The organism is Ruegeria sp. BC8, assembly GCF_056535705.1.
The window spans coordinates 97,078-120,310 of sequence record NZ_JBQFIV010000001.1; the positions used below are offsets into that span (position 1 = coordinate 97,078).

At 62.7% G+C, this 23,233-nt stretch carries 24 protein-coding genes; 7 read left to right on the plus strand and 17 right to left on the minus strand.

Going from position 1 to position 23,233, the window contains the following annotated elements:
- Position 1: 1 nt before the first annotated feature.
- The 9 genes from ACR3EK_RS00545 to ACR3EK_RS00585 form a co-directional block, all read right to left on the minus strand.
- Positions 2–1,531: an ABC transporter ATP-binding protein gene (locus ACR3EK_RS00545; protein ID WP_480632416.1), complete on the minus strand. Its 1,530-nt coding sequence runs from the start codon at positions 1,529–1,531 to the stop codon at positions 2–4.
- Between the two features lie 112 nt (positions 1,532–1,643).
- Entirely contained in the window at positions 1,644–2,642 is a 999-nt protein-coding gene (locus tag ACR3EK_RS00550) for a BMP family lipoprotein (RefSeq protein ID WP_480632417.1), read from the minus strand.
- A gap of 159 nt (positions 2,643–2,801) precedes the next feature.
- A complete protein-coding gene (gene rimI / locus ACR3EK_RS00555; protein WP_170360164.1) occupies positions 2,802–3,215 on the minus strand; it encodes a ribosomal protein S18-alanine N-acetyltransferase in 414 nt (137 codons plus the stop codon).
- Complete coding sequence (gene tsaB, locus ACR3EK_RS00560) at positions 3,212–3,802, minus strand: tRNA (adenosine(37)-N6)-threonylcarbamoyltransferase complex dimerization subunit type 1 TsaB (RefSeq protein ID WP_480632418.1); 591 nt, start codon at positions 3,800–3,802, stop codon at positions 3,212–3,214. The genes rimI and tsaB overlap by 4 nt, the downstream gene beginning before the upstream one ends.
- Positions 3,792–4,355 carry a NifU family protein gene (locus ACR3EK_RS00565; protein ID WP_093963451.1) on the minus strand — a complete coding sequence of 188 codons (564 nt, stop codon included), beginning with the start codon at positions 4,353–4,355 and terminating at the stop codon, positions 3,792–3,794. Before ACR3EK_RS00565 ends, tsaB begins: the two co-directional genes overlap by 11 nt.
- 68 nt (positions 4,356–4,423) lie before the next feature.
- On the minus strand, positions 4,424–5,017 hold the full coding sequence (locus ACR3EK_RS00570; RefSeq protein ID WP_170360169.1) for a 2-hydroxychromene-2-carboxylate isomerase: 594 nt from the start codon (positions 5,015–5,017) through the stop codon (positions 4,424–4,426).
- Positions 5,017–5,472: a universal stress protein gene (locus tag ACR3EK_RS00575; protein ID WP_170342153.1), complete on the minus strand. Its 456-nt coding sequence runs from the start codon at positions 5,470–5,472 to the stop codon at positions 5,017–5,019. Before ACR3EK_RS00575 ends, ACR3EK_RS00570 begins: the two co-directional genes overlap by 1 nt.
- A gap of 75 nt (positions 5,473–5,547) precedes the next feature.
- Positions 5,548–6,411, minus strand: coding sequence for a branched-chain amino acid aminotransferase (locus ACR3EK_RS00580; protein ID WP_170360171.1), 864 nt, complete (start codon positions 6,409–6,411; stop codon positions 5,548–5,550).
- Positions 6,412–6,469: 58 nt separating this feature from the next.
- Complete coding sequence (locus tag ACR3EK_RS00585) at positions 6,470–6,931, minus strand: Lrp/AsnC family transcriptional regulator (RefSeq protein ID WP_480632419.1); 462 nt, start codon at positions 6,929–6,931, stop codon at positions 6,470–6,472.
- A gap of 129 nt (positions 6,932–7,060) precedes the next feature.
- Between ACR3EK_RS00585 and ACR3EK_RS00590 the strand changes: the two genes are divergently transcribed.
- Positions 7,061–8,110, plus strand: a complete 1,050-nt coding sequence (locus ACR3EK_RS00590; RefSeq protein ID WP_480632420.1) for a Glu/Leu/Phe/Val family dehydrogenase — start codon at positions 7,061–7,063, stop codon at positions 8,108–8,110.
- 58 nt (positions 8,111–8,168) lie between these two features.
- On the opposite strand, the gene trpS is transcribed toward ACR3EK_RS00590, so the two are convergent.
- On the minus strand, positions 8,169–9,197 hold the full coding sequence (gene trpS / locus ACR3EK_RS00595; RefSeq protein ID WP_170530015.1) for a tryptophan--tRNA ligase: 1,029 nt from the start codon (positions 9,195–9,197) through the stop codon (positions 8,169–8,171).
- An 86-nt stretch (positions 9,198–9,283) separates the two neighbouring features.
- On the opposite strand from trpS, the gene ACR3EK_RS00600 reads away from it, so the two are divergent.
- Positions 9,284–9,970, plus strand: coding sequence for a rhomboid family intramembrane serine protease (locus tag ACR3EK_RS00600; protein ID WP_170342144.1), 687 nt, complete (start codon positions 9,284–9,286; stop codon positions 9,968–9,970).
- 5 nt (positions 9,971–9,975) lie between these two features.
- Here ACR3EK_RS00600 and murJ read toward each other — a convergent pair whose 3' ends face one another.
- Genes murJ through ACR3EK_RS00615 form a run of 3 tightly spaced genes read right to left on the minus strand, consistent with a single transcriptional unit; the run spans position 9,976 to position 15,453 of the window.
- Positions 9,976–11,517: a murein biosynthesis integral membrane protein MurJ gene (murJ, locus tag ACR3EK_RS00605; protein WP_480632421.1), complete on the minus strand. Its 1,542-nt coding sequence runs from the start codon at positions 11,515–11,517 to the stop codon at positions 9,976–9,978.
- The gene (locus ACR3EK_RS00610; RefSeq protein WP_480632422.1) at positions 11,514–14,333 is read right to left on the minus strand and encodes a [protein-PII] uridylyltransferase; all 2,820 of its coding nucleotides are present in this window, start codon (positions 14,331–14,333) and stop codon (positions 11,514–11,516) included. The genes murJ and ACR3EK_RS00610 overlap by 4 nt, the downstream gene beginning before the upstream one ends.
- Positions 14,293–15,453 (minus strand): penicillin-binding protein activator, encoded by a 1,161-nt coding sequence (locus ACR3EK_RS00615; protein ID WP_480632423.1) that lies wholly within the window; start codon positions 15,451–15,453, stop codon positions 14,293–14,295. Before ACR3EK_RS00615 ends, ACR3EK_RS00610 begins: the two co-directional genes overlap by 41 nt.
- A gap of 88 nt (positions 15,454–15,541) precedes the next feature.
- Here ACR3EK_RS00615 and rsmI point away from each other — a divergent pair, with 88 nt between their 5' ends.
- From rsmI to gshB, 3 genes are all read left to right on the plus strand, one after another.
- On the plus strand, positions 15,542–16,399 hold the full coding sequence (rsmI, locus tag ACR3EK_RS00620; RefSeq protein WP_480632424.1) for a 16S rRNA (cytidine(1402)-2'-O)-methyltransferase: 858 nt from the start codon (positions 15,542–15,544) through the stop codon (positions 16,397–16,399).
- 1 nt (position 16,400) lies between these two features.
- On the plus strand, positions 16,401–16,772 hold the full coding sequence (locus ACR3EK_RS00625) for a YraN family protein (RefSeq protein WP_170360187.1): 372 nt from the start codon (positions 16,401–16,403) through the stop codon (positions 16,770–16,772).
- A gap of 61 nt (positions 16,773–16,833) precedes the next feature.
- Complete coding sequence (gene gshB / locus ACR3EK_RS00630) at positions 16,834–17,766, plus strand: glutathione synthase (RefSeq protein ID WP_170360189.1); 933 nt, start codon at positions 16,834–16,836, stop codon at positions 17,764–17,766.
- On the opposite strand, the gene ACR3EK_RS00635 is transcribed toward gshB, so the two are convergent.
- From ACR3EK_RS00635 to cobU, 4 genes are all read right to left on the minus strand, one after another.
- The gene (locus ACR3EK_RS00635; protein WP_480632425.1) at positions 17,763–19,277 is read right to left on the minus strand and encodes a YifB family Mg chelatase-like AAA ATPase; all 1,515 of its coding nucleotides are present in this window, start codon (positions 19,275–19,277) and stop codon (positions 17,763–17,765) included. The genes gshB and ACR3EK_RS00635 overlap by 4 nt on opposite strands.
- A gap of 64 nt (positions 19,278–19,341) precedes the next feature.
- Positions 19,342–20,220: a glutathione S-transferase gene (locus tag ACR3EK_RS00640; protein ID WP_480632426.1), complete on the minus strand. Its 879-nt coding sequence runs from the start codon at positions 20,218–20,220 to the stop codon at positions 19,342–19,344.
- A 58-nt stretch (positions 20,221–20,278) separates the two neighbouring features.
- The gene (locus ACR3EK_RS00645; protein WP_480632427.1) at positions 20,279–20,857 is read right to left on the minus strand and encodes a histidine phosphatase family protein; all 579 of its coding nucleotides are present in this window, start codon (positions 20,855–20,857) and stop codon (positions 20,279–20,281) included.
- Positions 20,854–21,375 carry a bifunctional adenosylcobinamide kinase/adenosylcobinamide-phosphate guanylyltransferase gene (cobU, locus tag ACR3EK_RS00650; protein WP_170360197.1) on the minus strand — a complete coding sequence of 174 codons (522 nt, stop codon included), beginning with the start codon at positions 21,373–21,375 and terminating at the stop codon, positions 20,854–20,856. Before cobU ends, ACR3EK_RS00645 begins: the two co-directional genes overlap by 4 nt.
- Positions 21,376–21,476: 101 nt before the next feature.
- On the opposite strand from cobU, the gene ACR3EK_RS00655 reads away from it, so the two are divergent.
- On the plus strand, positions 21,477–22,355 hold the full coding sequence (locus ACR3EK_RS00655) for an RNA polymerase factor sigma-32 (protein ID WP_093963433.1): 879 nt from the start codon (positions 21,477–21,479) through the stop codon (positions 22,353–22,355).
- The gene (locus ACR3EK_RS00660) at positions 22,352–23,176 is read left to right on the plus strand and encodes a ChaN family lipoprotein (RefSeq protein ID WP_170445625.1); all 825 of its coding nucleotides are present in this window, start codon (positions 22,352–22,354) and stop codon (positions 23,174–23,176) included. Before ACR3EK_RS00655 ends, ACR3EK_RS00660 begins: the two co-directional genes overlap by 4 nt.
- Positions 23,177–23,233 lie beyond the last annotated feature (57 nt).

The window sequence follows — 23,233 nt, forward strand, 5'->3', positions numbered from 1 at the left end:
GTTACGCGGCCTCCCCCGCAACACCGGCCATCAACAGGCCCAGTTCTTTTTCATCCGTTTCATGGGGCAGGCGCTCGCCCATGATATGTCCGTCGAACATCACTGCAATCCGGTCGGACAGAGAGAAGATCTCTTCCAACTCGACCGAGACCAGCAGGATCGCCTTGCCCTGATCGCGCAGGGCGACGATCTGCTTGTGAATGAACTCGATCGCGCCGATGTCCACGCCGCGGGTAGGCTGGCCCACCAACAGCAAATCGGGGTTCCGCTCGATTTCTCGTGCAACCACGATCTTCTGCTGGTTTCCACCCGAAAAGTTCTTGGCCGACAGCCAGCCATTAGGCGGACGCACGTCGAATTTCTCGATCTTGCGTTCTGTGTCGGCGCGCAGTGCGGCGTTGTTCATGAAAATCCCGCGTTGGTAGGCGGGGTCGCGGTGATAGCCGAAGGCAACGTTTTCCCAGGCGTGGAAGTCCATGATCAGACCTTCGCGCTGCCGGTCTTCGGGCACATGCGCGATGCCTTGGGCGCGGCGCGCCTGACCTTCGGCCTCGGGTCCGCTGAGTGCCAGAGGCGTACCATTCAATTTGATCACGCCTGATCCCGGGCGCATGCCGCCCAACACTTCGAGCAACTCGGACTGCCCGTTTCCGGCGACGCCTGCGATGCCCACGATCTCGCCCGCGCGGACGGTCAGGTCGATACCCTTGACGCGCTCGACACCCGCCGAATCCGTCACCCGCAGGTTCTCGATTTCAAGGATGGGCTTGCCGGGTTTGGCCGGCACCTTGTCGACGCGCAGCAGAACCTTGCGCCCGACCATCAGCTCGGCCAACTCCTCGGGGTTGGTCTCGGCGGTCTTGACCGTGGCGGTCATCTGGCCGCGGCGCATCACCGACACGGTGTCGGTGGCTTCCATGATCTCGCGCAGCTTGTGGGTGATCAGGATGATGGTCTTGCCTTCGGCGCGCAGCCGGTCGAGGATGCGAAACAGCTGGTCGGCCTCGGCCGGGGTCAGCACCCCGGTGGGTTCGTCCAGAATCAGGATTTCCGCCTTGCGGTACAGCGCCTTGAGGATTTCGACCCGCTGCTGCATGCCCACGCCGATCTCGTCGATGCGCTTGTCGGGGTCCACGAACAGCTCGTATTCTTCCTCGAGCTCTTTCAGCTCTTTCCGGGCCTTGGCCAGCGAGGGGGCCAGCAGCCCGCCATCCTCGGCGCCCAGAACGATGTTTTCCAGAACGGTGAAATTCTCGACCAGCTTGAAATGCTGAAAGACCATGCCGATACCCGCGGCGATCGCGGCCTGGCTGTCGGGGATGTCGGTCTTTTTGCCGTTGATCCAGATTTCACCTTTGTCGGCCTTGTAGAAGCCGTACAGAATGCTCATCAGCGTAGATTTGCCCGCACCGTTTTCACCGATGATCCCGTGGATCGTGCCGGGGGCGACGCTGATCGAGATGTCCTTGTTCGCTTGAACTGGCCCAAAGGCTTTGGAAATCCCTTTGAGCTCGATGGCGGGGACTGTCATGTCTTGTCCTCGATTGCCGTAGAAGCTGCGCTGATTTCGCGATCATTCGGTCGTGGCGAAACAGCGGCATGAGTGGATGCGGGACGGGAGGTTTCCCCCGCCCCGCGCGATATCAGAACTGCAGTGCCGGGCAGCTGTCGTTCTCGTAGTAGCTGACGACGGTGACATTGCCGTCGATGATGTCGCGGCGCGCCTTTTCGACGGCGGACTTCATCTCGTCGCTCACCAGCGAGGCGTTGTTTTCATCCATGGCAACGCCGACACCGTCCTGTGCCAGACCCATGGTGAACTTGCCGGTTTCGACATCTTCGCCTGCCTTCATGGCGTCATAAACGGCCACGTCCACGCGCTTAAGCATCGAGGTCAGAACCTTGCCCGGGTGCAAGTGGTTCTGGTTGCTGTCCACGCCGATCGACAGGATGCCTTCGTCGGCTGCGGTCTGCAGAACACCGACGCCGGTACCGCCTGCGGCAGCGTAGATCACGTCAGCGCCTTGGCTGATCTGAGCTTTGGTCAGCTCCGAACCCTTCACCGGGTCGTTCCAAGCGGCCGGGGTGGTGCCGGTCATGTTGGCGACGACGTTGATGTCAGGGTTCACGGCCTTCGCGCCCTGGGCGTAGCCGCAGCCAAAGTGCCGGATCAGCGGAATGTCCATGCCGCCGATGAAGCCGACGGTACCCGACTTGGATGCCATCGCGGCCATCATGCCGACCAGGTACGAACCTTCATGCTCGGCAAACGAGACCTGGCGGATGTTCGGCGCGTCCAGCCAGCTGACGTCGACGGCAACGAACTTGGTGTCGGGATAGTCAGGTGCGACGGCGGCCAGCGGATCAGCCATGGCAAAGCCCATGGTGATGATCGGGTTTGCACCGGCTTCAGCGAAGCGACGCAGGGCTTGTTCGCGCTGCGCTTCCGACTGCAGCTCGATTTCGCGATAGGATTTGCCGGTTTGGTCGGCCCAGCGCTTGGCGCCGTTATGGGCTGCTTCGTTGAACGATTTGTCGAACTTGCCGCCCAGATCGAAGATGATCGCCGGTTCGGCCAGCGCCGCACCTGCGGTCAGTGCAAACGCGGCGGCCGCGCCCATCAAGGATTTCATCAGGGTCATCATATACTCCCGTTGTTTTTTTTGGCTTCGGGGCAGGGGCTTTTGCCCAGCCCCGCTCAGAGCGAGCAGAACTGCTGTGATAGCGGCAATTAAGGCCGTCTGAAACAGCCATGGTCAACCGCTTTTTGACCATTTGGTCTCAGAAATGCCCGGCTTTCGTCAGGGTAGCGCGCGCTCCATCAAGATTGCATCTACTTTGTCAGCCTTGCCGCGCCGGTAATATCCTGGCCGAAGACCGCAGCGCGCATAGCCGCAACTTTGGTAGAGTGCAATGGCGGCCGCGTTGTCCGATGCCACCTCAAGAAACGCCCGGCGCGCACCCAGATCGTGAGCCTTGTCATGCCAAGCCTGCATGCAGGCGCGGCCCAGACCCTGCCGCTGATGATCGGGATGCGTCGCGATGGTCAGCAGCTCGGCCTCGTCGCCGATGACCTGGATCAGGGCAAATGCTGTTTTGTTTCCAACGACATGGGTGAAGCGGCTGGCAAGCAGATCAGCGAATTCATCATTAGTCCAGGGGCGGGACTGGGTGAAAGCCGCGCCGTGGGTCTCGGCCATTTCCTGTGGGGTCATGGGTCCAGCAAAGGCGGCGGCGTATCGCGCGACGGGGCGGCGTCTGCGGCACGAACGTACAGGGGGGCCGGGGGACCTGACACAAGCTCAACACGTTCGGATGCAATCCGGGCGATGGCCCGGACGACTGCATTCGCATCGTCGCACAAAAACAGGGCGCCAAGTGATTCTGCCTGTTCCTGCGTCATCAGCTGCGGCGTCCCGTCGGGCGCTTGCAGGTAAACATGTTCTCGGGGGGCTGGAATGGCTGGGGTCCGCCCTTCAGGTGCCAAAGCCGCAAGGGCTTCAAGGCCCGAAACGCCGATTGCCGGTTTGTTCAATCCAAGCGCCAGCCCCCGGGCGGCAGAGACCGAGATGCGAATTCCAGTGAAATTGCCCGGACCCGTCCCGACACCGATCGCGTCGATATCCGCCCAAGAAACCCCGCCTTCTGCCAGGATGTCCTGAAGCAAAGGCATCAGGCGTTCCGCCTGGCCGCGGGTCATGGTTTCGGCGCGGCTCACGACGATGTCTGGCCCGCGCAGCAAAGCGGCCGCGCAATGCGCGGCCGATGTGTCAAATGCCAGAATTGTCTGATCAGACGGCAACAGGGCGAACCTCGGTCACCTCGGGGATGTAATGGCGGAGCAGGTTCTCGATCCCCATTTTCAGGGTCAGCGTCGAGGACGGGCAGCCTGCGCAGGCCCCTTGCATATGCAGGTAGACGACGCCGCGGTCAAAGCCGTGGAAGGTGATGTCACCGCCGTCCTGCGCCACGGCGGGGCGTACGCGGCTGTCCAGCAATTCCTTGATCTGGTTGACGATTTCCGAGTCCTCACCCGAATGTTCAGCATGGCCGGACGCGGTTTCCACCCCGGCCCCCATCACCGGCTGGCCGGACTGGTAGTGCTCCATCACAGCGCCCAGGATGGCGGGTTTGATGTGGTCCCACTGCACGCCGTCGTCTTTGGTGACGGTTACGAAGTCATTGCCGAAGAAAACTCCGGTCACACCGCTGACCGCAAAGATGCGCTGCGCCAGCGGCGAGTTCTGCGCGGCTTCGGCGGTCGGGAAATCCGCTGTACCGGCCTCGAGCACGGTCTGACCGGGCAGGAATTTCAGCGTGGCCGGGTTGGGTGTGGATTCGGTCTGGATGAACATGGCGCGCTCCGTATCAGTTGGCTCTGATATGCGCGTCAGCGGCCGGGAAGTCAAGATTTGGAACGGTTCTAAATCGCTGCAGCCTGTCGGATGGCCATGTCCAGTCGGTCATCGCCCCAGTAAAGCTCCTCATCCACGACAAAACTGGGGGCGCCGAAGATCCCCAGCGATTTGGCGCGGGCAACCTGGTCGAACAGAGCACTCTTGATGTCAGAGTCTGCGGTTCGGTCGATCATGTCCTCGGGGAGGCCGGCGGCGGACAGGGCGCTGCGCAGGACTGGCTCTACCGAAATGTTCAGGCCTTGGCCAAACTGCGCGGCAAAAACGGCGCAGGAGAATGCAGCGCGCGCTTCACGTTGAGGGATGGCGAGCGCAAGGCGTGCGGCCTTCAGGCTGTTTTGCGGAAACTCGGCAGGTCGGGTCAGGGGCAGGCCATGCTGCCGGCACAGCCGTTCCATGTCGCGCCACATGTACCGCCCCTTGGCCGGATAGATGTTGAACGGTGAGGTTTTCCACCCCTGCTCGGCAAAAATGGGACCCAGAAGGAATGGCTGCCAGTCCACCTGCACGCCGCAGGCTGCCGCGTCCCGTTCGACCCGCATGGCGCTGAGGTAGGAATAGGTCGAGGCGAAATCGAACCAGAAGTGCAGGGTGGCGGGCATCAGGTGATCTCTTCGAGCTTCTCCTTGCTCAGGTCGCCCGGAACGATGGTAATCGGAATCGGCAAGCTGCCGGAATTCCGCGTCAACTGAGTGACCAGTGGACCGGGGCCCTTCTTGTCAGTACCTGCACCCAGAACAAGGACGCCGATTTCGGGATCCGAGCGCACATGCTCAATGATCTGCGGAACGGGTTCACCCTCGCGGATCGCCAGTTCAGGCTCGATCCCCTGCTTGTCGCGCATCCATTTGGCAAACACCTCGAAATGCGCATGGATACGTTCGCGGGCTTCTTCCCGCATCACTTCGGCCACGCCGATCCAGTGGTTGAACTCGTCCGGAGGAATGACCGAGAGGATGGTCACCCCCCCGCCCGTATGCGCAGCACGCATCGCGGCGAAACGCATGGCGTTCAGGCACTCGCGGCTATCGTCAAGAACTACAAGGAACTTGCGCATGAATGTCCTCTTCGGTTTTCGGGATCATGCCCGAGCATTCGGTGTCTGGCAACTCGGGCCGCGACGGACCGTTGCTTATTGGTTGCTGGCCGCCCAGTCCCAGTAGAGCGCGCGCGTGCGGCGCGTGATAGGGCCAATCTGATATTGCGTGTCGTCCAGTGCGGTCACGGGCGTGACCTTGTTCATGTTGCCGGACATGAACACTTCGTCCGCGTCGTGGAAATCGTCGAAGGTCAGAACAGTTTCGTGAACCGTCACCCCGTCGCGACGCAGGTTGTCGATGTGCCGCGCGCGCGTGATGCCTGCAAGGAAGGTTCCGTTCGGTGCCGGAGTAAACACCTCTCCATCCTTGGCCATGAAGATGTTGGCCGTTGCGGTTTCTGCCACGTTGCCCATGGCGTCGGTCACCAATGCGTTTGAAAACCCCTTGGATCGCGCTTCCGCCAGCATTCGGGCGTTATTTGGATACAGGCACCCGGCCTTGGCGTTGACGACCGCGCTTTCCAGAACCGGGCGGCGGAAGCGGGTGGTCGTCAGAGTGACCGAGGCCGCCTCGGGTGCCATTGGGATCTCTTCGAGGCAGATGGCGAAACCTGTGCTGTCACCCTGCGGTACGATCGCGGTCGCGTCGCCGTCGATCCCCCAGTACATCGGGCGAATGTAGACGGCGGCCTCGGTCGGGTATGCTTCCAGACCTTCGCGGATCAGTTCGACCATTTGTTCGGTGGTCACGGTCGGAGTGAGCATCAGCGCCTCGGCCGAGCGGTTCACCCGGTCGCAATGCGCGGCCAGATCAGGAGTCATGCCATCAAATCGGCGGGCCCCGTCAAACACCGACGAACCCAACCAGGCCCCGTGGTCCGCAGCCCGCATGATCGGGGCATCGCCATCGTGCCATTTGCCATCGAAATAAGTGCGGATATTCTTGCCGACTGCCATTGTGCCCTCCGTCAATTCCGCCGAACCGTAGGAGCGCGCGCACCCGAGGTCCAGCAGATTATCCGGCCGACGATGGCAACACGTCGCGCTTGACCATCGCGCGCAGGGCGAAGTTGGAGCGCAGGTTGCGGATGCCCGGAATCTGCATCAGCCGGTTTTCCAGAAACGCATCAAAGGCGGTCAGGTCACGCGCCACGACGCGCAGCAGGATGTCGCGCGAGCCTGTCATGAGGTAACACTCCATAACCTCATCGCAGCGCAGGATGGCGCGTTCGAAGGCGTCGATGGCGTGGCGGTCCTGTTTCTCCAGTTCGACCGACACGAAAATCGTGACGCCAAAGCCCAGTTTCTCGGGGTCGACCTGCGCCGAATATCCGGTGATCACCCCGTCGCGGCGCAGGCGCTCCAGGCGTCGTGCGCAGGGCGTGGGCGACAGGCCCACCTTTTCGGCCAGGTCCAGAACGGTCATTCGTCCGTCCTGCTGCAGCGCGCGCACGATCTTGCGGTCGATCTGGTCCATGGAGAAAATCCCTAAAATAATCGGCTCAGATTATTACTATCGCCAAGAGGTATGTTCTGACCAGCGTCTATTGGCGAAAATCGCTCTCTCCGATGTGGCAAACTCTATCTGTCTTTCCGGAGGAGCAAAATGGAAATAACCACGATTGACGCGCCAGATCACGAGCGTGTGGTCGAATTCAAAGACGCCGCCAGCGGGCTTTCGGGCTTTGTGGCGATCCACTCCACGCAATTGGGGCCGGCAGCGGGCGGCGTGCGGATGCGCACCTATGGTCACCCGTCCGAGGCGCTGGACGATGCGCTGCGCCTGTCGCGGGGCATGACCTACAAGAACGCAGCGGCCGATCTGCCGCTGGGCGGGGGCAAGGCCGTTATCATTGGCGACCCGAGCGCGGACAAGACGCCCCGGCTGTTGCAGGCCTTCGGGCGCGTTGTGCAAAGCCTTGGTGGCCGGTACTGGACGGCCGAGGACATGGGGATGACCCCGGCCGACATGGCCCAGATCGGCACCGAAACCGAATATGTCGCCGGTCTGCCCGATGGCCCGTTCGCCAGCGGCGACCCGTCGCCCATCACCGCCCGCGGGATCTTCAACGCCATCCGCGTGACTGCGCGGCATCGGTTCGGGTCCGACGACCTGAGCGGCAAGACCATCTCGGTGCAAGGGCTGGGCCATGTGGGCGAACACCTGTGCGCGCTGTTGCATGACGCCGGGGCGAAACTGGTGATCACCGACATCGATGCGGATCAGACCGCCCGGCTGGCGGATCGGTTCGCGGCGCAGGCCGTCGCGCCCGATGCGATCTATGCGGCCCAGGCGGATATTTTCGCGCCCTGCGCCATCGGCGGCATCCTGAACGAAACCAGCATTCCGCTGCTGAAGGTCGGCGCGGTGGCCGGAGGGGCCAACAACCAGTTGGCGACCGATGCCGACGCGCAGCGCCTGCATGACCGCGGCATCCTCTATGCTCCGGATTTCGCGGCCAATGGCGGCGGGATCGTGAACGTCGCGACCGAGATCCTGAAGATCAAGGATCGCGAAGCCTGGGTCGGTCAGCGGCTCGAGGCGCTGGAGCGGACGATGGACCGCATCCTGACCCGCGCCAAGGTCGATGGCGTCAGCCCCCATGCGGTGGCCGAATCCATCGTCGAGGAAAAACTGCACCCGCAGGCCGCCTGACCTGCAACGAAAAACGCCGCCCCGGGTCAGGGGCGGCGCTGCAGTTTCTGTCTCGGTCTCAGGCGCGGCCGGCGCCCACCATCCCCACGATCTCGTAGGTGCGGCTGAGGATCGGAGCCGCGATTTCCCGCGCCCGTTCCGCGCCACGGTCCAGGATCCTGTCGATCTCGGCCTGATCGCCCATCAGCCGCGCCATCTCGGTCGAGATCGGCGACAGCTTTGCGACCGCCAGATCGGCCAGCATCGGCTTGAAGTCACCGAACTGCTTGCCCCCGACCTCGGCCAGAACCTGCTCGACCGTCTGATCGCTTAGCGCGGCATAGATGTTGACCAGGTTGCGCGCCTCGGGGCGGCCTTCCAGCCCGTCCACCTCCGAGGGCAGGGCATCGGGGTCGGTCTTGGCCTTGCGGATCTTCTTGGCGATGGTGTCGGCATCGTCGGTCATGTTGATCCGGCTCATGTCAGACGGATCCGACTTGGACATCTTCTTGGCCCCGTCGCGCAGGCTCATCACGCGCGTCGCCGCGCCTTCGATCACCGGCTCGGTGATCGGGAAGAAATCGACGCCATAGTCGTGGTTGAACTTGATGGCGATGTCGCGGGTCAGCTCAAGATGCTGTTTCTGGTCGTCGCCCACCGGGACATGGGTCGCGTGATAGACCAGAATGTCGGCGGCCATCAGCGAGGGATAGGCGAAAAGGCCCAGCGAGGCGTTCTGCTGGTTCTTGCCCGCCTTGTCCTTCCACTGGGTCATGCGCTGCATCCAGCCCATGCGCGCAACACAGTTGAAGATCCAGGCCAGTTGCGCGTGCTCGGGCACCTGCGACTGGTTGAACAGGATCGACTGTTCCGGGTCGATGCCGGCGGCGATGAAGCCCGCGCACAGCTCGCGCGTGGAATGAGCCAGTTCTTTGGGGTCCTGCCAGACGGTGATCGCGTGAAGATCGACCATGCAGTACACGGTCTCCATCTCCGGCCCCTGCATATCCACAAAACGCTTGAGCGCACCAAGGTAGTTGCCAAGATGCAGGTTTCCCGAGGGCTGAATGCCGGAAAACACGCGCGGCGTGAACTTGGTTTCGGTCATGGAAGGGAACTCCCGTCTGGAAAAATAAGCCTCCGTCGCTTACCCATGAGGCAAAGGGACGTCAACAGCCGCGAAAGGCCCGCCCAATGAGCAGCGAGCATTACACACCCCCCGTGAACCCCCTGCCGCCCGTGGTGGTGGCGCTGGTCTTGTTCATCATGGGGATCGAACTGGCCTTCACCCTCGGCACGCGCGGCCTGGTCGGCGGACCGGGCGCGGTGGGATGGCGGCTAGAGGCGATTCAGCGCTATTCCTTCTCGGCCGACATCTTCGACTGGATGGTGATGAACGGGCGTTGGCCGGTCGAGCATGTGATCCGGTTCTTCACCTACCCCTTCGTGTCAGGCAGCTTTACCCAGGCGCTTTTTGTCTGCGTCTTCGTTTTGGCGATGGGCAAGATGGTGGGCGAGGTCTTTGGCGGTTTTGCGATGCTGGTGATCTTCGTGTTGTCCGGCGTGGGCGGGGCATTGGCCTATGCGGTGCTGCTGGACCCGCGCTATCCTCTGGTCGGGGGCTTTCCGCCGGTCTACGGCCTGATTGGCGCATTCACCTGGCTGCTGTGGCGTAGGCTGTCGCTGGTCGGAGAGAACCAGGCGCGGGCGTTCCAGTTGATCGCGGTGCTGATGGGCATCCAACTGCTGTTCGGGCTGATTTTCGGCGGCACCTCGGATTGGGTGGCCGATCTGGGTGGCTTCGCGACCGGGTTCGGGCTGTCGTTTTTCGTGGCGCCGGGCGGATGGGCGCGGCTGGTGGGGCGTATCCGACGGGACTGAGGCGGTCAGGATCTTCGCAGGGCGGACCGGAACTCGGACAGACGGAATGCGCCCAGCAGGTGGCCCAGAAGGAAGTAAGATACAGCGGCGACCACGATCAGGCCCAGCAAGGCCAGATAGCGCCAGCCCGGAACCTCGAACGTCCAACCGAACATCTGCATCGCCGCGATCAGCACCACACCCATTCCGATTGAGGCGGCCAATATCCTGGGCGCGCGGCGCTTGAACCGGTCGTCGAAACGGGCCTCCTCGCCCATGCGCCGGGCGCCCAGCGCCAACAGCGCCACCATGCCCCACCCGGCGGCCGAGGCCGCGATGGCCGGGGCGATCCAGCCGACGATCGGGTACAGCCCAAAGGCCAGCACAGCATTGATGACCATCGCCACAACGGCATATCGGAAGGGCGCGCGGGTATCCTCACGCGCGAAGAACAACGGTTGCAGCAGCTTTTGCAGCATGAAGGCCGGCAGGCCGATGCCATAGACCGCCACGGCCAGGGCGGTGGCAGCCGTGTCTTCGGGGGTGAACTGTCCACGTTCGAACAGGACCGAGACCAGCGGCACCGGGATGAGCACGAAGGCCACGGTGGCCGGAATGGTCAGCAACAGGGTGAACTCTCCGGCGCGGGAAAAGGCGTTGCGCGCGCCATCGCCGTCCCCGGCGCGCAGGCGGCGCGACAAGTCGGGCAACAGCACGATGCCCACGGCGATGCCGACCACGCCCAGCGGCAGCTGATACAGCCGGTCGGCGGCAAAGAGCCAGCTGATGGCCTTTTCGGTCTTTGACGCGACCAGCTGCCCGACAACGAGATTGACCTGCGTCACACCCATGGCAAGTGCCGCCGGTACCGCGATCCGAACCATGTTGCGCATTTCAGGGCTGAGCTTCGGTCGGCCGAACCGGATGCGAATTCCGGCGCGTTCGGTGGCGACCCAAACCAGCGCCAGTTGAGCGACCCCGGCAATGGGTATGACGGCGATGAGCCAACGGATGACCTCGCCACCGGTTGCCGCGCCTACGATCAGTGCGGTGCAGGCGAAGATGTTCAGCAGGACCGGAGCCGCAGCAGCGGCGGCAAAGCGGCCTGTGGCATTGAGAACCCCGGAAAACAGCGCGGCGAGGGACATGAACAAGATGTAGGGAAAGACGACATAACCGTAGCCGACCGCCAGATCGAAACGTTCGTCGCCATAAAACCCTTCGGCCGTCAGCCAGACCAGCCCCGGCATGAACACCATGGCCAGCCCGACCAGCGCCAGAACGGCCGCCGCCAGCAGGTTGAACGCATCCTGCGCAAACCCCTGCGCGTCTTCGCCCCCTTCCAGCCGTTTCGAGAACATCGGAACGAAGGCCGCATTGAAAGCGCCCTCGGCGAAGAACCGGCGGAACATGTTGGGTAGGCGGAAGGCTGCGACGAAAGCATCCATGACCGGCCCCGGCCCGATATAGGCTGTCAGCAGGATTTCCCGCAGAAAGCCCAGAATGCGGCTGGCAAGGGTCCAGAACCCGACCGTGAACAGGCCCGAGAACAGGCGGATCTGCTTCATGAGGCCGCCCGCTCGGCGCCTTCGGTGATCGCGGTGCGCAGCTTGGCTTCCAGCGTCCTCTGCTTGGCCTCCGAGTGGTATTTGAGCCCGAACATGTCCTTGACGTAGAACGTATCCACCACCTGCTCGCCATAGGTCGCGATCACGGCATTGGCGATATAGACATTGGCGGCGGCAAGGGTCCGGGCCAGATCGTAGAGCAGGCCGGGCCGGTCGCGGGTGTCGACTTCGATGATCGTGTAGATCTCGGACCCTTCATTGTCGAAGGTGATGTGCGTCGGGACGTTGAACGCCTTTTCCCGCTTCTTGATCTTGTCGCGGGACTTGAGTGCCTCGCGGGCCACCACCTCGCCCTTGAGGGTGCGGTGAATCATCTGGGTCAGGCGCGGCAGACGCGACAGTTCGAACGGGTGGCCGTCAGCGTCCTGAATCCAGAAAGCGTCAGTCACGTAGCCGTCCTTGGTGGTATAGCTGCGGGCATCGACCACGTTTGCGCCCACAAGCGCCAGCGCGCCGGCAATCCGGGAAAAGATGCCGGGGTGGTCGGCCATGGCAAAGCACGCCCGCGTCGCATCCCGGTCTTCGTCCGGGTGCAGCCGGATTTCCATCGCCGCCGGATCCGCGCTTTTTTCCAGCGCGCGCAGCATTTCGGCGAACTCGACATGGGTCGAGAGGTTGAGTCCCTGCCAATACGGATCGTAGTGCCGACCGGTTTCCGTTTTGAGGTCGGCCTTGGACCAGGCTGACAACGCGTCACGCAGCGCCTTCTTGGCCTCGGCGCCACGATTGGCACGGTTGAGGTCCTCCATGCCGGTTTCCAGCGCGCGCTTGGTTTCCGCGTGCAAGGCCCGTAGCAGGGTGGCCTTCCAGTTGTTCCAGGTGTTCGGCCCAACGCCGCGGATGTCGCAGACTGTCAGGACCGTCAGCAGATCCAGCCGTTTGACGGTCTGAACCGCCTTGGCGAAGTCGCGCACCGTGCGCGGGTCCGAGATGTCACGCTTCTGCGCCATGTCCGACATCAGCAGGTGATACCGCACCAGCCATTCGACGGTTTCGCATTCTTTCTTGTTCAACCCCAGCCGAGGCGCGACCGTCCGTGCGATCTTGGCCCCCAGGATCGAGTGATCCTCGGGGCGGCCCTTGGCGATGTCGTGCAACAGCAGAGCGACGTAAAGCACACGCCGGTTCACTCCGCCCTCGAGGATCGACGAGGCCAGCGGCAGCGCTTCGACAAGTTCGCCCCGTTCGATCTGCGCCAGGTTGATGATGCACTGGATCGTGTGCTCGTCCACCGTGTAGCTGTGGTACATATTGAACTGCATCATCGCCACGATGGGCTCGAACTCGGGGATGAAGGCCGACAGAACGCCCAACTCGTTCATGCGGCGCAGCGCGCGTTCGGGATTGCCGTGTTTCAGCATCAGATCCAGAAAGATGCGCCTCGCCTCTTTGTCGTTGCGCATTTCGTCATCGATCAGGTGCAGGTTGGCCGTGACCAGCCGCATCGCATCGGGATGGATCAGCATACCCGTGCGCAGACCTTCCTCGAACAGACGCAGTAGATTCAGCTTGTCGGACAAAAAGCTTTTGGGGTCGGCCACGTCCAGCCGGCCATGAACAACCCTATAGCCCGGCTTGACCCGTGGCTTGCGGCTGAAGATGCGTTCCAGCAACGGCGCGTTCTTCATATGTGACGCTTCAAGCTTGGTCAGGAAGATCCGTGTCAGTTCTCCCACCTTCGTGGCTTCTCGGAAGTACCGCTGCATGAAGATTTCGACGGCCCGGCGGCCCGCTCGGTCTTCGTAACCCATGCGGTCGGCCACCTCGACCTGCAGATCAAAGGTCAGCTGTTCGGTTGCGCGCCGTGTCACCAGATGAAGATGCGAACGTACGGCCCAAAGGAAGTCTTCGGCCTGCACGAACGTGTTGAATTCGTCCTGGGTGAACAACCCCAGCGGGACAAGTTCAGCCACGTCGTGAACGCCGTAGATGTATTTGGCGATCCAATACAGCGACTGCAGGTCACGAAGGCCGCCTTTGCCTTCTTTCACGTTTGGTTCGACCATGTAACGCTCGCCCTGCTTGTGGTGGCGTTCGTCGCGTTCATGCAGTTTGGCTTCGATGAATTCGCGTTCGGTTCCTTTGAACAGCTCGGATTTCAGCCGGCTTTCCAGCTCATCGGCCAGGTCCCGATCACCGGCCAGATAGCGCTGTTCCAGCATCGCTGTCCGGATCGTGAAATCCTCGTCTCCAAGACGCAGGCAATCACGGATCGTGCGCGAGGAATGCCCGACTTTCAGCCGTAGATCCCACAGGATGTACAGCATCGACTCGATCACGCTCTCGGCCCAGGCGGTGATCTTGTAGGGAGTCAGAAACAGCAGATCGACATCCGAAAACGGCGCCATCTCGCCGCGCCCATAGCCGCCCACGGCCAAAACCGCCATCTTCTCGCCCTGGGTCGGGTTGGCCAATGGATGCAGATGCTGTCCGGCCACAGTCATCGCGGCGCAGACCAGCCCATCGGTCAGATAGGTGTAGGATCGCGTCAACGGCCGAGCGTCAAAGGGTCGGGCGGCGAACGCCTCCTCGATGACCTGACGCCCGGATTTCTGTGCGTCCCTCAGGATCCGGACGGCCTCGTTTCGGGCTGCGGCCGTTTCCGGAATGTCTTTCAGGGCCTTCGACAGCAGAGCGTTGACCTTTTCGCCATCGAAGATTTCGCTGGCGTCGCAGATCAATGCGCCAGCCGGCGCGGGGATCGTCACAAGCTGATCAGAAACCGGCGCCAGAGAAGCTTTGCGGGGCAGGGTCAATCACAACTACCTGTTTGTTCTGGATCGTGGCCACGGCCAGACCTCGTTCATTCGTACCGTTCGGGCGCAGACGGAAAATTCCGCCAACACCCTGGAACCCGGCATTCTGGGTCAGGGCCGCGGCGGAGAGGGCATTGGACTTGCCTTGGCTGGCCAGAGCGCCAATGGCGGCGATGCCGTCATAGGCTAGGCCGCTGATCGGATGCGGTGCCTCGCCATAGGTCGCGTTGTAGCGCACGCGATAGGCCTGGGCCTTGGCAGGGTCAGGCAAGGCAAACCATCCGCCCTGCACTCCCGGCAGTTCCAGCGTCTGGGCCGGAATGTCCCAGCGTGTCAGGCCAATATATTGCACGGTTGCCGGTGAGACACCGGCCTCGGGCAGCAACTGGCTGAAAAGCGGCAGCGCGCCGGCGGTCGTGGCGGTCAAAAAGAGCGAATCCGCCCCCGTCGAGTCCACAGTTGCCTTGATCGCAGGAATGGCGTCGATCACGCCCTGCTGAGATCGATCAAAACCGACCACACCCGCATTCGCCACACGGCTGTTGCCAAGTGCGTTCGAGATTGCCGCCTGGCCCAATTGGCCTGCCGCATCGTTGCTGTGCACGATGACGGTGCTTTTCTTTCCCTGTTTGCCGGCGAAGCTGACAAGCCGGTTGGCCGTGTTGTCGAAGGTCGGGCCAAGGACAAACACGTTTCCGCCGGCAATGCTGGTATTGTTCGAGAAGGACAGAACGTTCACGTTCTTGCTCAGAACCGCAAGGCCGGCAGCATTTGCAGCCTGCGCGTAGACCGGCCCCAGAATGACCTTTGCGCCGTCGGCAACGGCCTGTTGTGCAACTGCGGCTGCCGTGTTCGGATTGCCGGCAGTGTCATAGACGCGAAGATCGATCTGGACGTTGTTCAGATCGGCCATGGCCAGCCGTGCAGCGTTCTCAAGGCTTTGCGCCAACGCGGCGTCGCCCGATTTGGGCACCAGCAGGGCAACGGGGATCGGCTCTGACGTGTCTATCGACGGTCCGCGCCCGGTGGCGCCGGGTTCGCAGGCGGCCAAAAATGCCGCCGTGGTCAGGCCGATGGCGAATTTCGCCAGTTTGCGAACGGGCTTGCAAACGGTAAACATCTAAATGAAAACTCCCTGATCCGGCGGCAAAGAACGCTGCTGTTCTATCACGCCGCGATAATAAACGTCACGCTGCGAGGGTCCAGCTTTGAATTTCCAAAAGGTAAGATTGGCTGGGGGGCTGTATTTTGTTGCCACTCCGATCGGAACGGCGCGCGACATTACACTCAGGGCGCTGGACGTTCTGGCCTCGGCGGATGTGATCGCCGCGGAAGATACGCGCAGCCTGCGCAGATTGATGGAGATTCACGGTGTACCCCTCGAGGGGCGGCGCATCCTGACCTATCACGACCACAGCGGCACGGCTGCGCGTGAAAAACTGATTGCCGAACTGTCCCAGGGCAAGTCCGTGGCCTACGCGTCCGAGGCCGGCATGCCCCTGATCGCCGACCCGGGTTATGATCTGGGCAAGAAGGCGGCCGAGGCCGGGTTCAGCGTGACCTGCGCCCCTGGAGCGTCAGCCGTCGTTACGGCGCTGACCCTGGCGGGCTTGCCGACGGACGCCTTCTTTTTCGCCGGATTCCTGCCGAATGCGTCCGGCGCCCGCCGAACACGGATCGAGGCGTTGCGGGATGTTCCCGGGACGCTGGTGTTCTACGAATCTCCCAAGCGATTGGGGGCGTGCCTGTCGGATCTGGCGCAGGTTCTGGGTGGCGAGCGTCAGGCCGCGGTCTGTCGTGAACTGACCAAGAAGTTCGAAGAAATCCGGCGGGCTAGCCTTGCAGAGCTGTCCGAACAGTATCGAGATGCCACCGTGAAGGGCGAGATCGTCTTGCTGGTGGACCGTGCCCATTCACAAGCCGTTAACGATTCGGATGTAGAAGAGGCGCTGCGACAGGCTCTGGAAACGCACTCGGTGCGGGATGCGGCGGATCTGGTGTCCAGGATGTATAATTTACCACGGCGGCCGATCTACCAGAAGGCCCTGAAGATAGGAAAGGGATGATATGGCGCTACGGTCGGTCCAGGGCTCGGTTTCCTATCACTCCGGGCAGGCGGCCGAGAACAGCGTCGCTGCCGATTACGAGAGCCGAGGGTTCAAGGTCTGTCACAGGCGTTGGCGCGGCGCGGGTGGCGAGATCGACCTGATCGTCCGGGATGCACAGGGCCTTGTGTTCGTCGAGGTCAAGAAAAGCCAAACCTTTGACAGCGCCGCCGCCCGGATCAGCAAGCGGCAGATCGACCGGATATGCGCCTCGGCGGCGCAGTATTTGGCCCAGGAACCGGGCGGGCAGCTGACCGATGTCCGGTTCGACGCGGCTCTGGTGGATGCAACGGGCGCAGTGCAAATCGTCGAAAACGCCTTTGGTCAGGGCTGATCGCCATTGAACACCTGTCCCCGCTGGGCCATGTATCTGGCGTGACTACGAGGGACACGCCATGAAAATTGCCTTTCAGATGGACCCGATCGGGGCCGTGGACATCAATGCCGACAGCTCGTTCCGGCTGGCCGAAGAAGCCCAGGCCCGTGGGCACCAACTGTTTTACTACGGACCCGATCAGCTGGCCTATCAAGAGGGGCGCATCACCGCCCGCGGTCACGACATGACGGTGCAGCGGGTTGCGGACCAGCCGGCGGTTCTGGGGCCTGAGCGCGAGGTTGATCTGGCGGATTTCGATGTCGTCTGGCTGCGGCAGGACCCGCCGTTCGACATGCACTATATCACGTCGACGCACCTGCTGGATCGGTTGCGCGGTCAGGCGCTAGTGGTGAATGATCCGTTCTGGGTGCGCAACTACCCGGAAAAACTGCTGGTTCTGGATTTTCCCGACCTGACGCCGCCCACCACGATCGCCCGCGATCTGCAGACCATCAAGGCGTTCAAGGAAAAGCACGGCGATATCATCCTCAAGCCGCTCTATGGCAATGGCGGGGCCGGCGTGTTCCGGCTGGATGCCGATGACCGCAACCTGACTTCATTGCACGAGTTGTTCACCGGTTTCTCGCGCGAGCCGCTGATCGTTCAGAAATTCCTGCCGGATGTGCGCAACGGCGACAAGCGGGTGATCCTGGTCGATGGCGAACCGGTCGGCGCGATCAACCGCGTTCCGGCCGAGGGTGAGACCCGGTCGAACATGCATGTGGGTGGCCGTCCCGAAAAGATCGGGCTGACCGACCGCGATCTTGAGATCTGCGCGGCCATCGGTCCGCTGCTGAAGGAAAAGGGCCAGATCTTTGTAGGTATCGACGTTATCGGCGACTATCTGACCGAAATCAACGTGACCTCGCCCACCGGAATCCAGGAATTGGAGCGGTTCAACGGAACCAATATCGCCGAAAAGATCTGGCAGGCGATCGAGGCCAAGGTCTAGGCCGCAACCCGGGCGCTGATCCTATAGCTCAGCGCCTCGGCCACGTGGGGGCGACGCACATCGGGCGCGCCCTCCAGATCGGCAATGGTGCGGGCCACGCGCAGAATGCGGTGGTAGGCCCGTGCCGACAGGCCGAACCGCTCGGCCGCCTTGACCAGCAGGTCCTTGCCCTCGGCGTCAGGTGCGGCGACCTCTTCCAGCAGATTGCCCTCGATATCGGCGTTCTGGCGAATCCCGGGCGTGTCCTGAAAGCGCCGGGCCTGAACAACGCGCGCCTGTTGCACCCGCGCGGCGACGGTGGCCGAGCTGTCTCCGGATGGCGCCAGGTCGAGGTCGGTAAAGCCCACGGGCGGCACCTCGATCCGTAGATCGAACCGGTCCATCAACGGCCCCGATATGCGGCCCAGATAGTCCTCGCCGCAGATCGGCGCGCGCGAGCAGGCGCGGGACGGATCGCTGAGATATCCGCACTTGCAGGGGTTCGCCGCCGCCACTAGCATGAACCGGCAGGGGTATTTCACATGGGCGTTGGCGCGGGCGACCATGACCTCGCCGGTCTCGATTGGCTGGCGCAGGGTTTCCAGAACCGTTCGCGGAAACTCGGGGAATTCGTCCATGAACAGCACGCCGTTGTGGGCCAGGGAAATCTCGCCAGGTTTCGCGCCCTTTCCGCCGCCCACGATCGCCGCCATCGACGCCGTGTGATGCGGTTCGCGGAACGGGCGGGTCCGGCTGATGCCGCCTTCGTCCAGCATGCCGCACAGCGATTGGATCATCGAGGTCTCGAGGGCCTCGGTGGGCGTCAACGGCGGCAATATGCCGGGCAGGCGGGCGGCGAGCATGGATTTGCCTGACCCCGGCGTGCCGATCATGATCATGTGGTGACGGCCGGCCGCTGCGATTTCCAGCGCGCGTTTTGCCCGTTCCTGCCCTTTGACGTCGCGCAGATCGCGGGTCGAGGGCTCCAACCTGACCTCACCGGGTTGCGCGACCGGCAGGGGCGCCTGGCCGGTGAAATGGCGCACGACGTCGGCCAGGGACGCGGCCCCGATCACCTGGGTCGCGTCGACCCAGGCCGCCTCGGCACCTGACGCGCGCGGACACAGCAGCGTGCGGCCCTCGGCCGCGGCGGTCATTGCGGCGGGCAGGGCGCCGGCCACGGGCACCAATGAGCCGTCTAGCGAAAGTTCGCCCAGAGCCATGGTGCCTTCGGCGGCGTCGGCGGACAGGATGTCTATCGCACAGAGCAGGGCCAGCGCGATCGGCAGGTCGAAATGGCTGCCTTCCTTGGGCAGGTCGGCGGGCGACAGGTTGATCGTGATGCGTTTGGAGGGCAGCGCAATGGCCATCGCGCCAAGCGCGCTGCGCACGCGTTCGCGGGCCTCGGACACGGCCTTGTCCGGCAGGCCGACGATTGAAAAGGCGGGCAGCCCGGGGGATACGGCGCATTGCACTTCGACCGGGCGGGCCTCGACCCCCTGAAAGGCAACAGTATGAGCGCGGGCGACCATGGCGATCCTGTTTTTGGTTAACAGGACCTTGCTGCCATGGCGTCGGTTTAGGAATGGTTAACGGTCACACCGTTTGCCGGATCATTTGCGTGAATTTCGGCCACGTTCTGGGGTCGGCCACGGTTTTGTTGCGGCAGAAGGTGTTGCAGAAGCCCCATCTTTTGCCATCCAGCTCCAGAAATGCGGTCACCGGCTTGCCGGAATAGGGGCAGCGGTCATTGACCGAAGGCCCCGCCTCAACTACGCGGGCCGTCGAGGCTCCGCCGATCGGCCAGGGCTCGGCGTCGAGCGGCTGGTCATAGGGGAACGGGTCGTAGTCGACCGTCAGCCCCATCGCGCGCCATTGCCGAACCGCCGGGTCTGACAACAATTCCATGCAATAGTCGTGGTTCTGCACGGACACGGGCAGACCGTAGCCGATGATCCGGGCTGCGACCGGCGTATAGAACACATCGGCCAGGGAATAGCTGCCGAACAATGGGCCGGTCTCCGTGCCTGAGATTTTGCGCGCATGCGCCCACAGGGTCTCGATCCGGGTCAGATCGGCGCGGGTTTCGTTGGTCGGCTCGAACCCTTTCCAGCGGTGTTTGAGTTGCATGGGGCAGGCCGACCGCAGCGCGTGGAACCCGGCGACCATCTCGGCACACAGCCAACGGGCGGTTGCGCGGGCGGCAGCGTCTTGCGGCCACAGCCCGGCATCGGGGTGGCGTTCGGCGAGCGTCTCGGCCATGGCGAGGCTTTCGCCGACCACCGTGCCGTCGGGCAGGCGCAGCGCAGGGACCAGACGGGCCGGGGCCAGCGGCTGCATATCCCGGGCCATCGTGCCCGAATACAGGCCGATCATGTGGGTCGTGTGGGGCAGACCGGATTTTTCCAACATCAGCCAGCCGCGCATGGACCAGCTTGAAAACAGGCGGTCCCCGATGAAAAGGTCATATGTCATGGCCCGAGGATGGTCGAACGCCCGATATCAGTAAAACGCTGAATTGTGCGCGCCGTGTTCACGGAAGATGATTGATCCGGCCAGCCGACCAGGTTTTGCCGTCAAAGGCCAACTCGGTCACCGAGAGGTTGTCGATGCGATGGGCGAAGGTCTGTTGCGCGTCTAGGTCAAGGGCGCGCTGTACCTGAGTCAGGATCACGCCGAAATGGGCCACGATGACCAGATCGGCGCCTGTATGCATACCGATCAACCCGTCGATCGCCGTGTCGACCCGGGCGCGGACCGCGTTCCAGCTTTCGCCGTTGGGCGGGCGCACGTCGCCGGGGCTGTCCCAATAGGCAAAGGCCAGTTCGGGGTCTTCGGCCTCGATCTCGGCGAAGGCGCGCATCTCCCATGTCCCGAAATGGATCTCGCGCAGATCGGGATGGTGCGGCAGCCGGCGGCGCCTGCCCTGAATGGCCGTGGCCGTATCCGCGGCGCGCGTCAGGTCCGATGAAATGACCAGCGCATCCCGCGGCAGGTGATCGTGCAGGCGCGCGAGGGCCGCGTGGTCGCTCAAGTCGGCGGGAATATCGGACCAGCCCACCATCGTTTTGGCATGGGTCGGGCCGTGGCGGACGAGGTGCAACCGGGTCACGGCAACTGGCCTTTCAAAACCTGCGGTAGTCCCGCGATGACCTGAACCACAAGGCCGGCTTGGGCGGCGAGGGCGATGTTCAACCGCCCCTGCGCCTCGCGGAACTTGCGGGCCAGCGCATTGTCGGGGACGATACCGTGCCCCACTTCGTTCGAGACGATAATGACCTGCGCGGGGCAGGTCCGTAGCGCGGCCAGAAGGGCGGCCTGTTCCTGTTCAAGATCGCTGTCGGCCAGCAGGTGATTGCTGAGCCACATCGTGGCGCAATCGATAAGACAGACCTGATCCCGGCTCAGCCCCGCCAGCGCCGGGCGCAGATCCATCGGGGCTTCGATCGTGGCCCAGCCGTCGCCTCTTTGGTCCACATGGCGCCTGATTTTTAGGCGCATCTCATCATCAAACACTTGTGATGTTGCCAGGTAGACGCGGGTTTTTCCTGTTGAAACAACGAGTTGCTCGGCAAATGCAGATTTTCCCGATGCCGCGCCACCCAGGACAAAGGTTAAATCGGGATGCATTTTTTACTACCTTTACAGTGATCCACCCGGTGCGCCCTTGCGTATCGACCATACGTCGGCAAGGCAAGACCGGCGGCGCCTACGACAGATGGGAGAGCTGCATGGCACTGGATAACCCGAACGACTTCTCGATGTCCCGGCAGGCTATGAAAGCCGAATTGCTGGATGCGGAAACCGAATTGCGCCTGGCCTATGCCTGGCGCGACGAGCGCGACGAACAGGCCCTTCACCGATTGATAACGGCCTATATGCGTCTGGCCATTTCAATGGCGGCCAAGTTCAAACGCTATGGCGCGCCGATGAATGACTTGATCCAAGAGGCCGGGCTGGGCCTGATGAAGGCCGCTGACAAATTCGACCCGGATCGCGGGGTCCGCTTTTCGACCTATGCGGTGTGGTGGATCAAGGCCAGCATTCAGGATTATGTGATGCGCAACTGGTCGATGGTGCGGACCGGTTCGACCTCGTCCCAGAAATCCCTGTTCTTCAACATGCGGCGCGTTCAGGCGCGGCTGGAGCGCGAAGCCGCGACCGATGGCGTCGAATTGGACCGCCATCAGCTGCACCAGATGATTGCGGCCGAGATCGGTGTACCGCTGCGCGATGTGGAAATGATGCACGGCCGGTTGGCCGGCTCAGACTTTTCCCTGAACGCCGTTCAATCGGCCGACGAGGATGGTCGCGAGTGGATCGACGCGTTGGAGGATGATCGCGAGCAGGCTGCGGAAACTGTCGAGAACAGCCACGATACCCGCCAGTTGCGCGAATGGTTGATCACGGCGATGCAGGCGCTCAACGATCGGGAACGGTTCATCGTGCGCGAGCGCAAGCTGCGTGAGCCGGCGCGCACATTGGAGAGCCTGGGTCAGGAACTGGGTTTGTCCAAGGAACGCGTGCGACAGCTTGAGGCAGCGGCGTTCGTGAAGATGCGCAAGAACCTTGAAGCTCAATCGCGCGAGGTGCAACACTTCTTCGCATGAGACATCTTGCGATTCTGACGACGGCCGTGCTGTCGCTGACACTTTTGACCCGGCCAGTTCTGGCCGGGGAGCTTATCCCCGACGATATTTTGGCGCAGATGAGGGACGCCGATGTGGTGATCCTTGGTGAGGTTCACGACAACCCCCTACACCACCTGGTCCAGACCGAAGCGATTGCGGACATTGACCCGTCTGCAATGGTCTGGGAAATGGTAACCGAGGAAGGGGCTCAGAGACTGGCGCAGACTGCCGCCTCGAATCCCGAGGAGTTGTCACGCATCCTGAGATGGGCCGAAACGGGATGGCCGCCGCTCAGCATGTATTACCCTGTTTTCCAAGCATCAGAGGCTCCGGTATACGGAGCGATGGTGCCGCGCGCGGCTGCGCGAGCTGCGATGGAACGCGGTGCCGCAACGACCCTGGGCGCGGATGCGGCGCGATATGGGTTGAACATTCCGTTGGCGCCCGAGGATCAGGCGGCGCGCGAGGCCGAGCAATTGGCAGCGCATTGCAACGCAGTTCCCGCCGAGGCCTTGCCGCAACTGGTGGCGATCCAGCGTCTGCGCGATGCTGTTCTGACCCGGGCCATTCTGCGTGCAATTGATGAAACCGGCGGTCCGGTGGCGGTGATTACCGGAAACGGGCACGCGCGCAAGGATCAGGGCATTCCGACCTTTCTGTCGCGCCTGCGTCCGGGCCTGAAGGTCTTTGTTCTCGGTCAGGCCGAAGACGGTGTCGTGACCGGTGAATTTGACGCGGTGATTGACAGCCCCGCGGCCGAACGCGAAGACCCTTGCAAGGCCTTCGAGTCCCAGAATTAAGCGCTGGAACTCGGGGCATGGGTTGCATAGTGTCGAGGCCGAGCACGACCGGGAAGG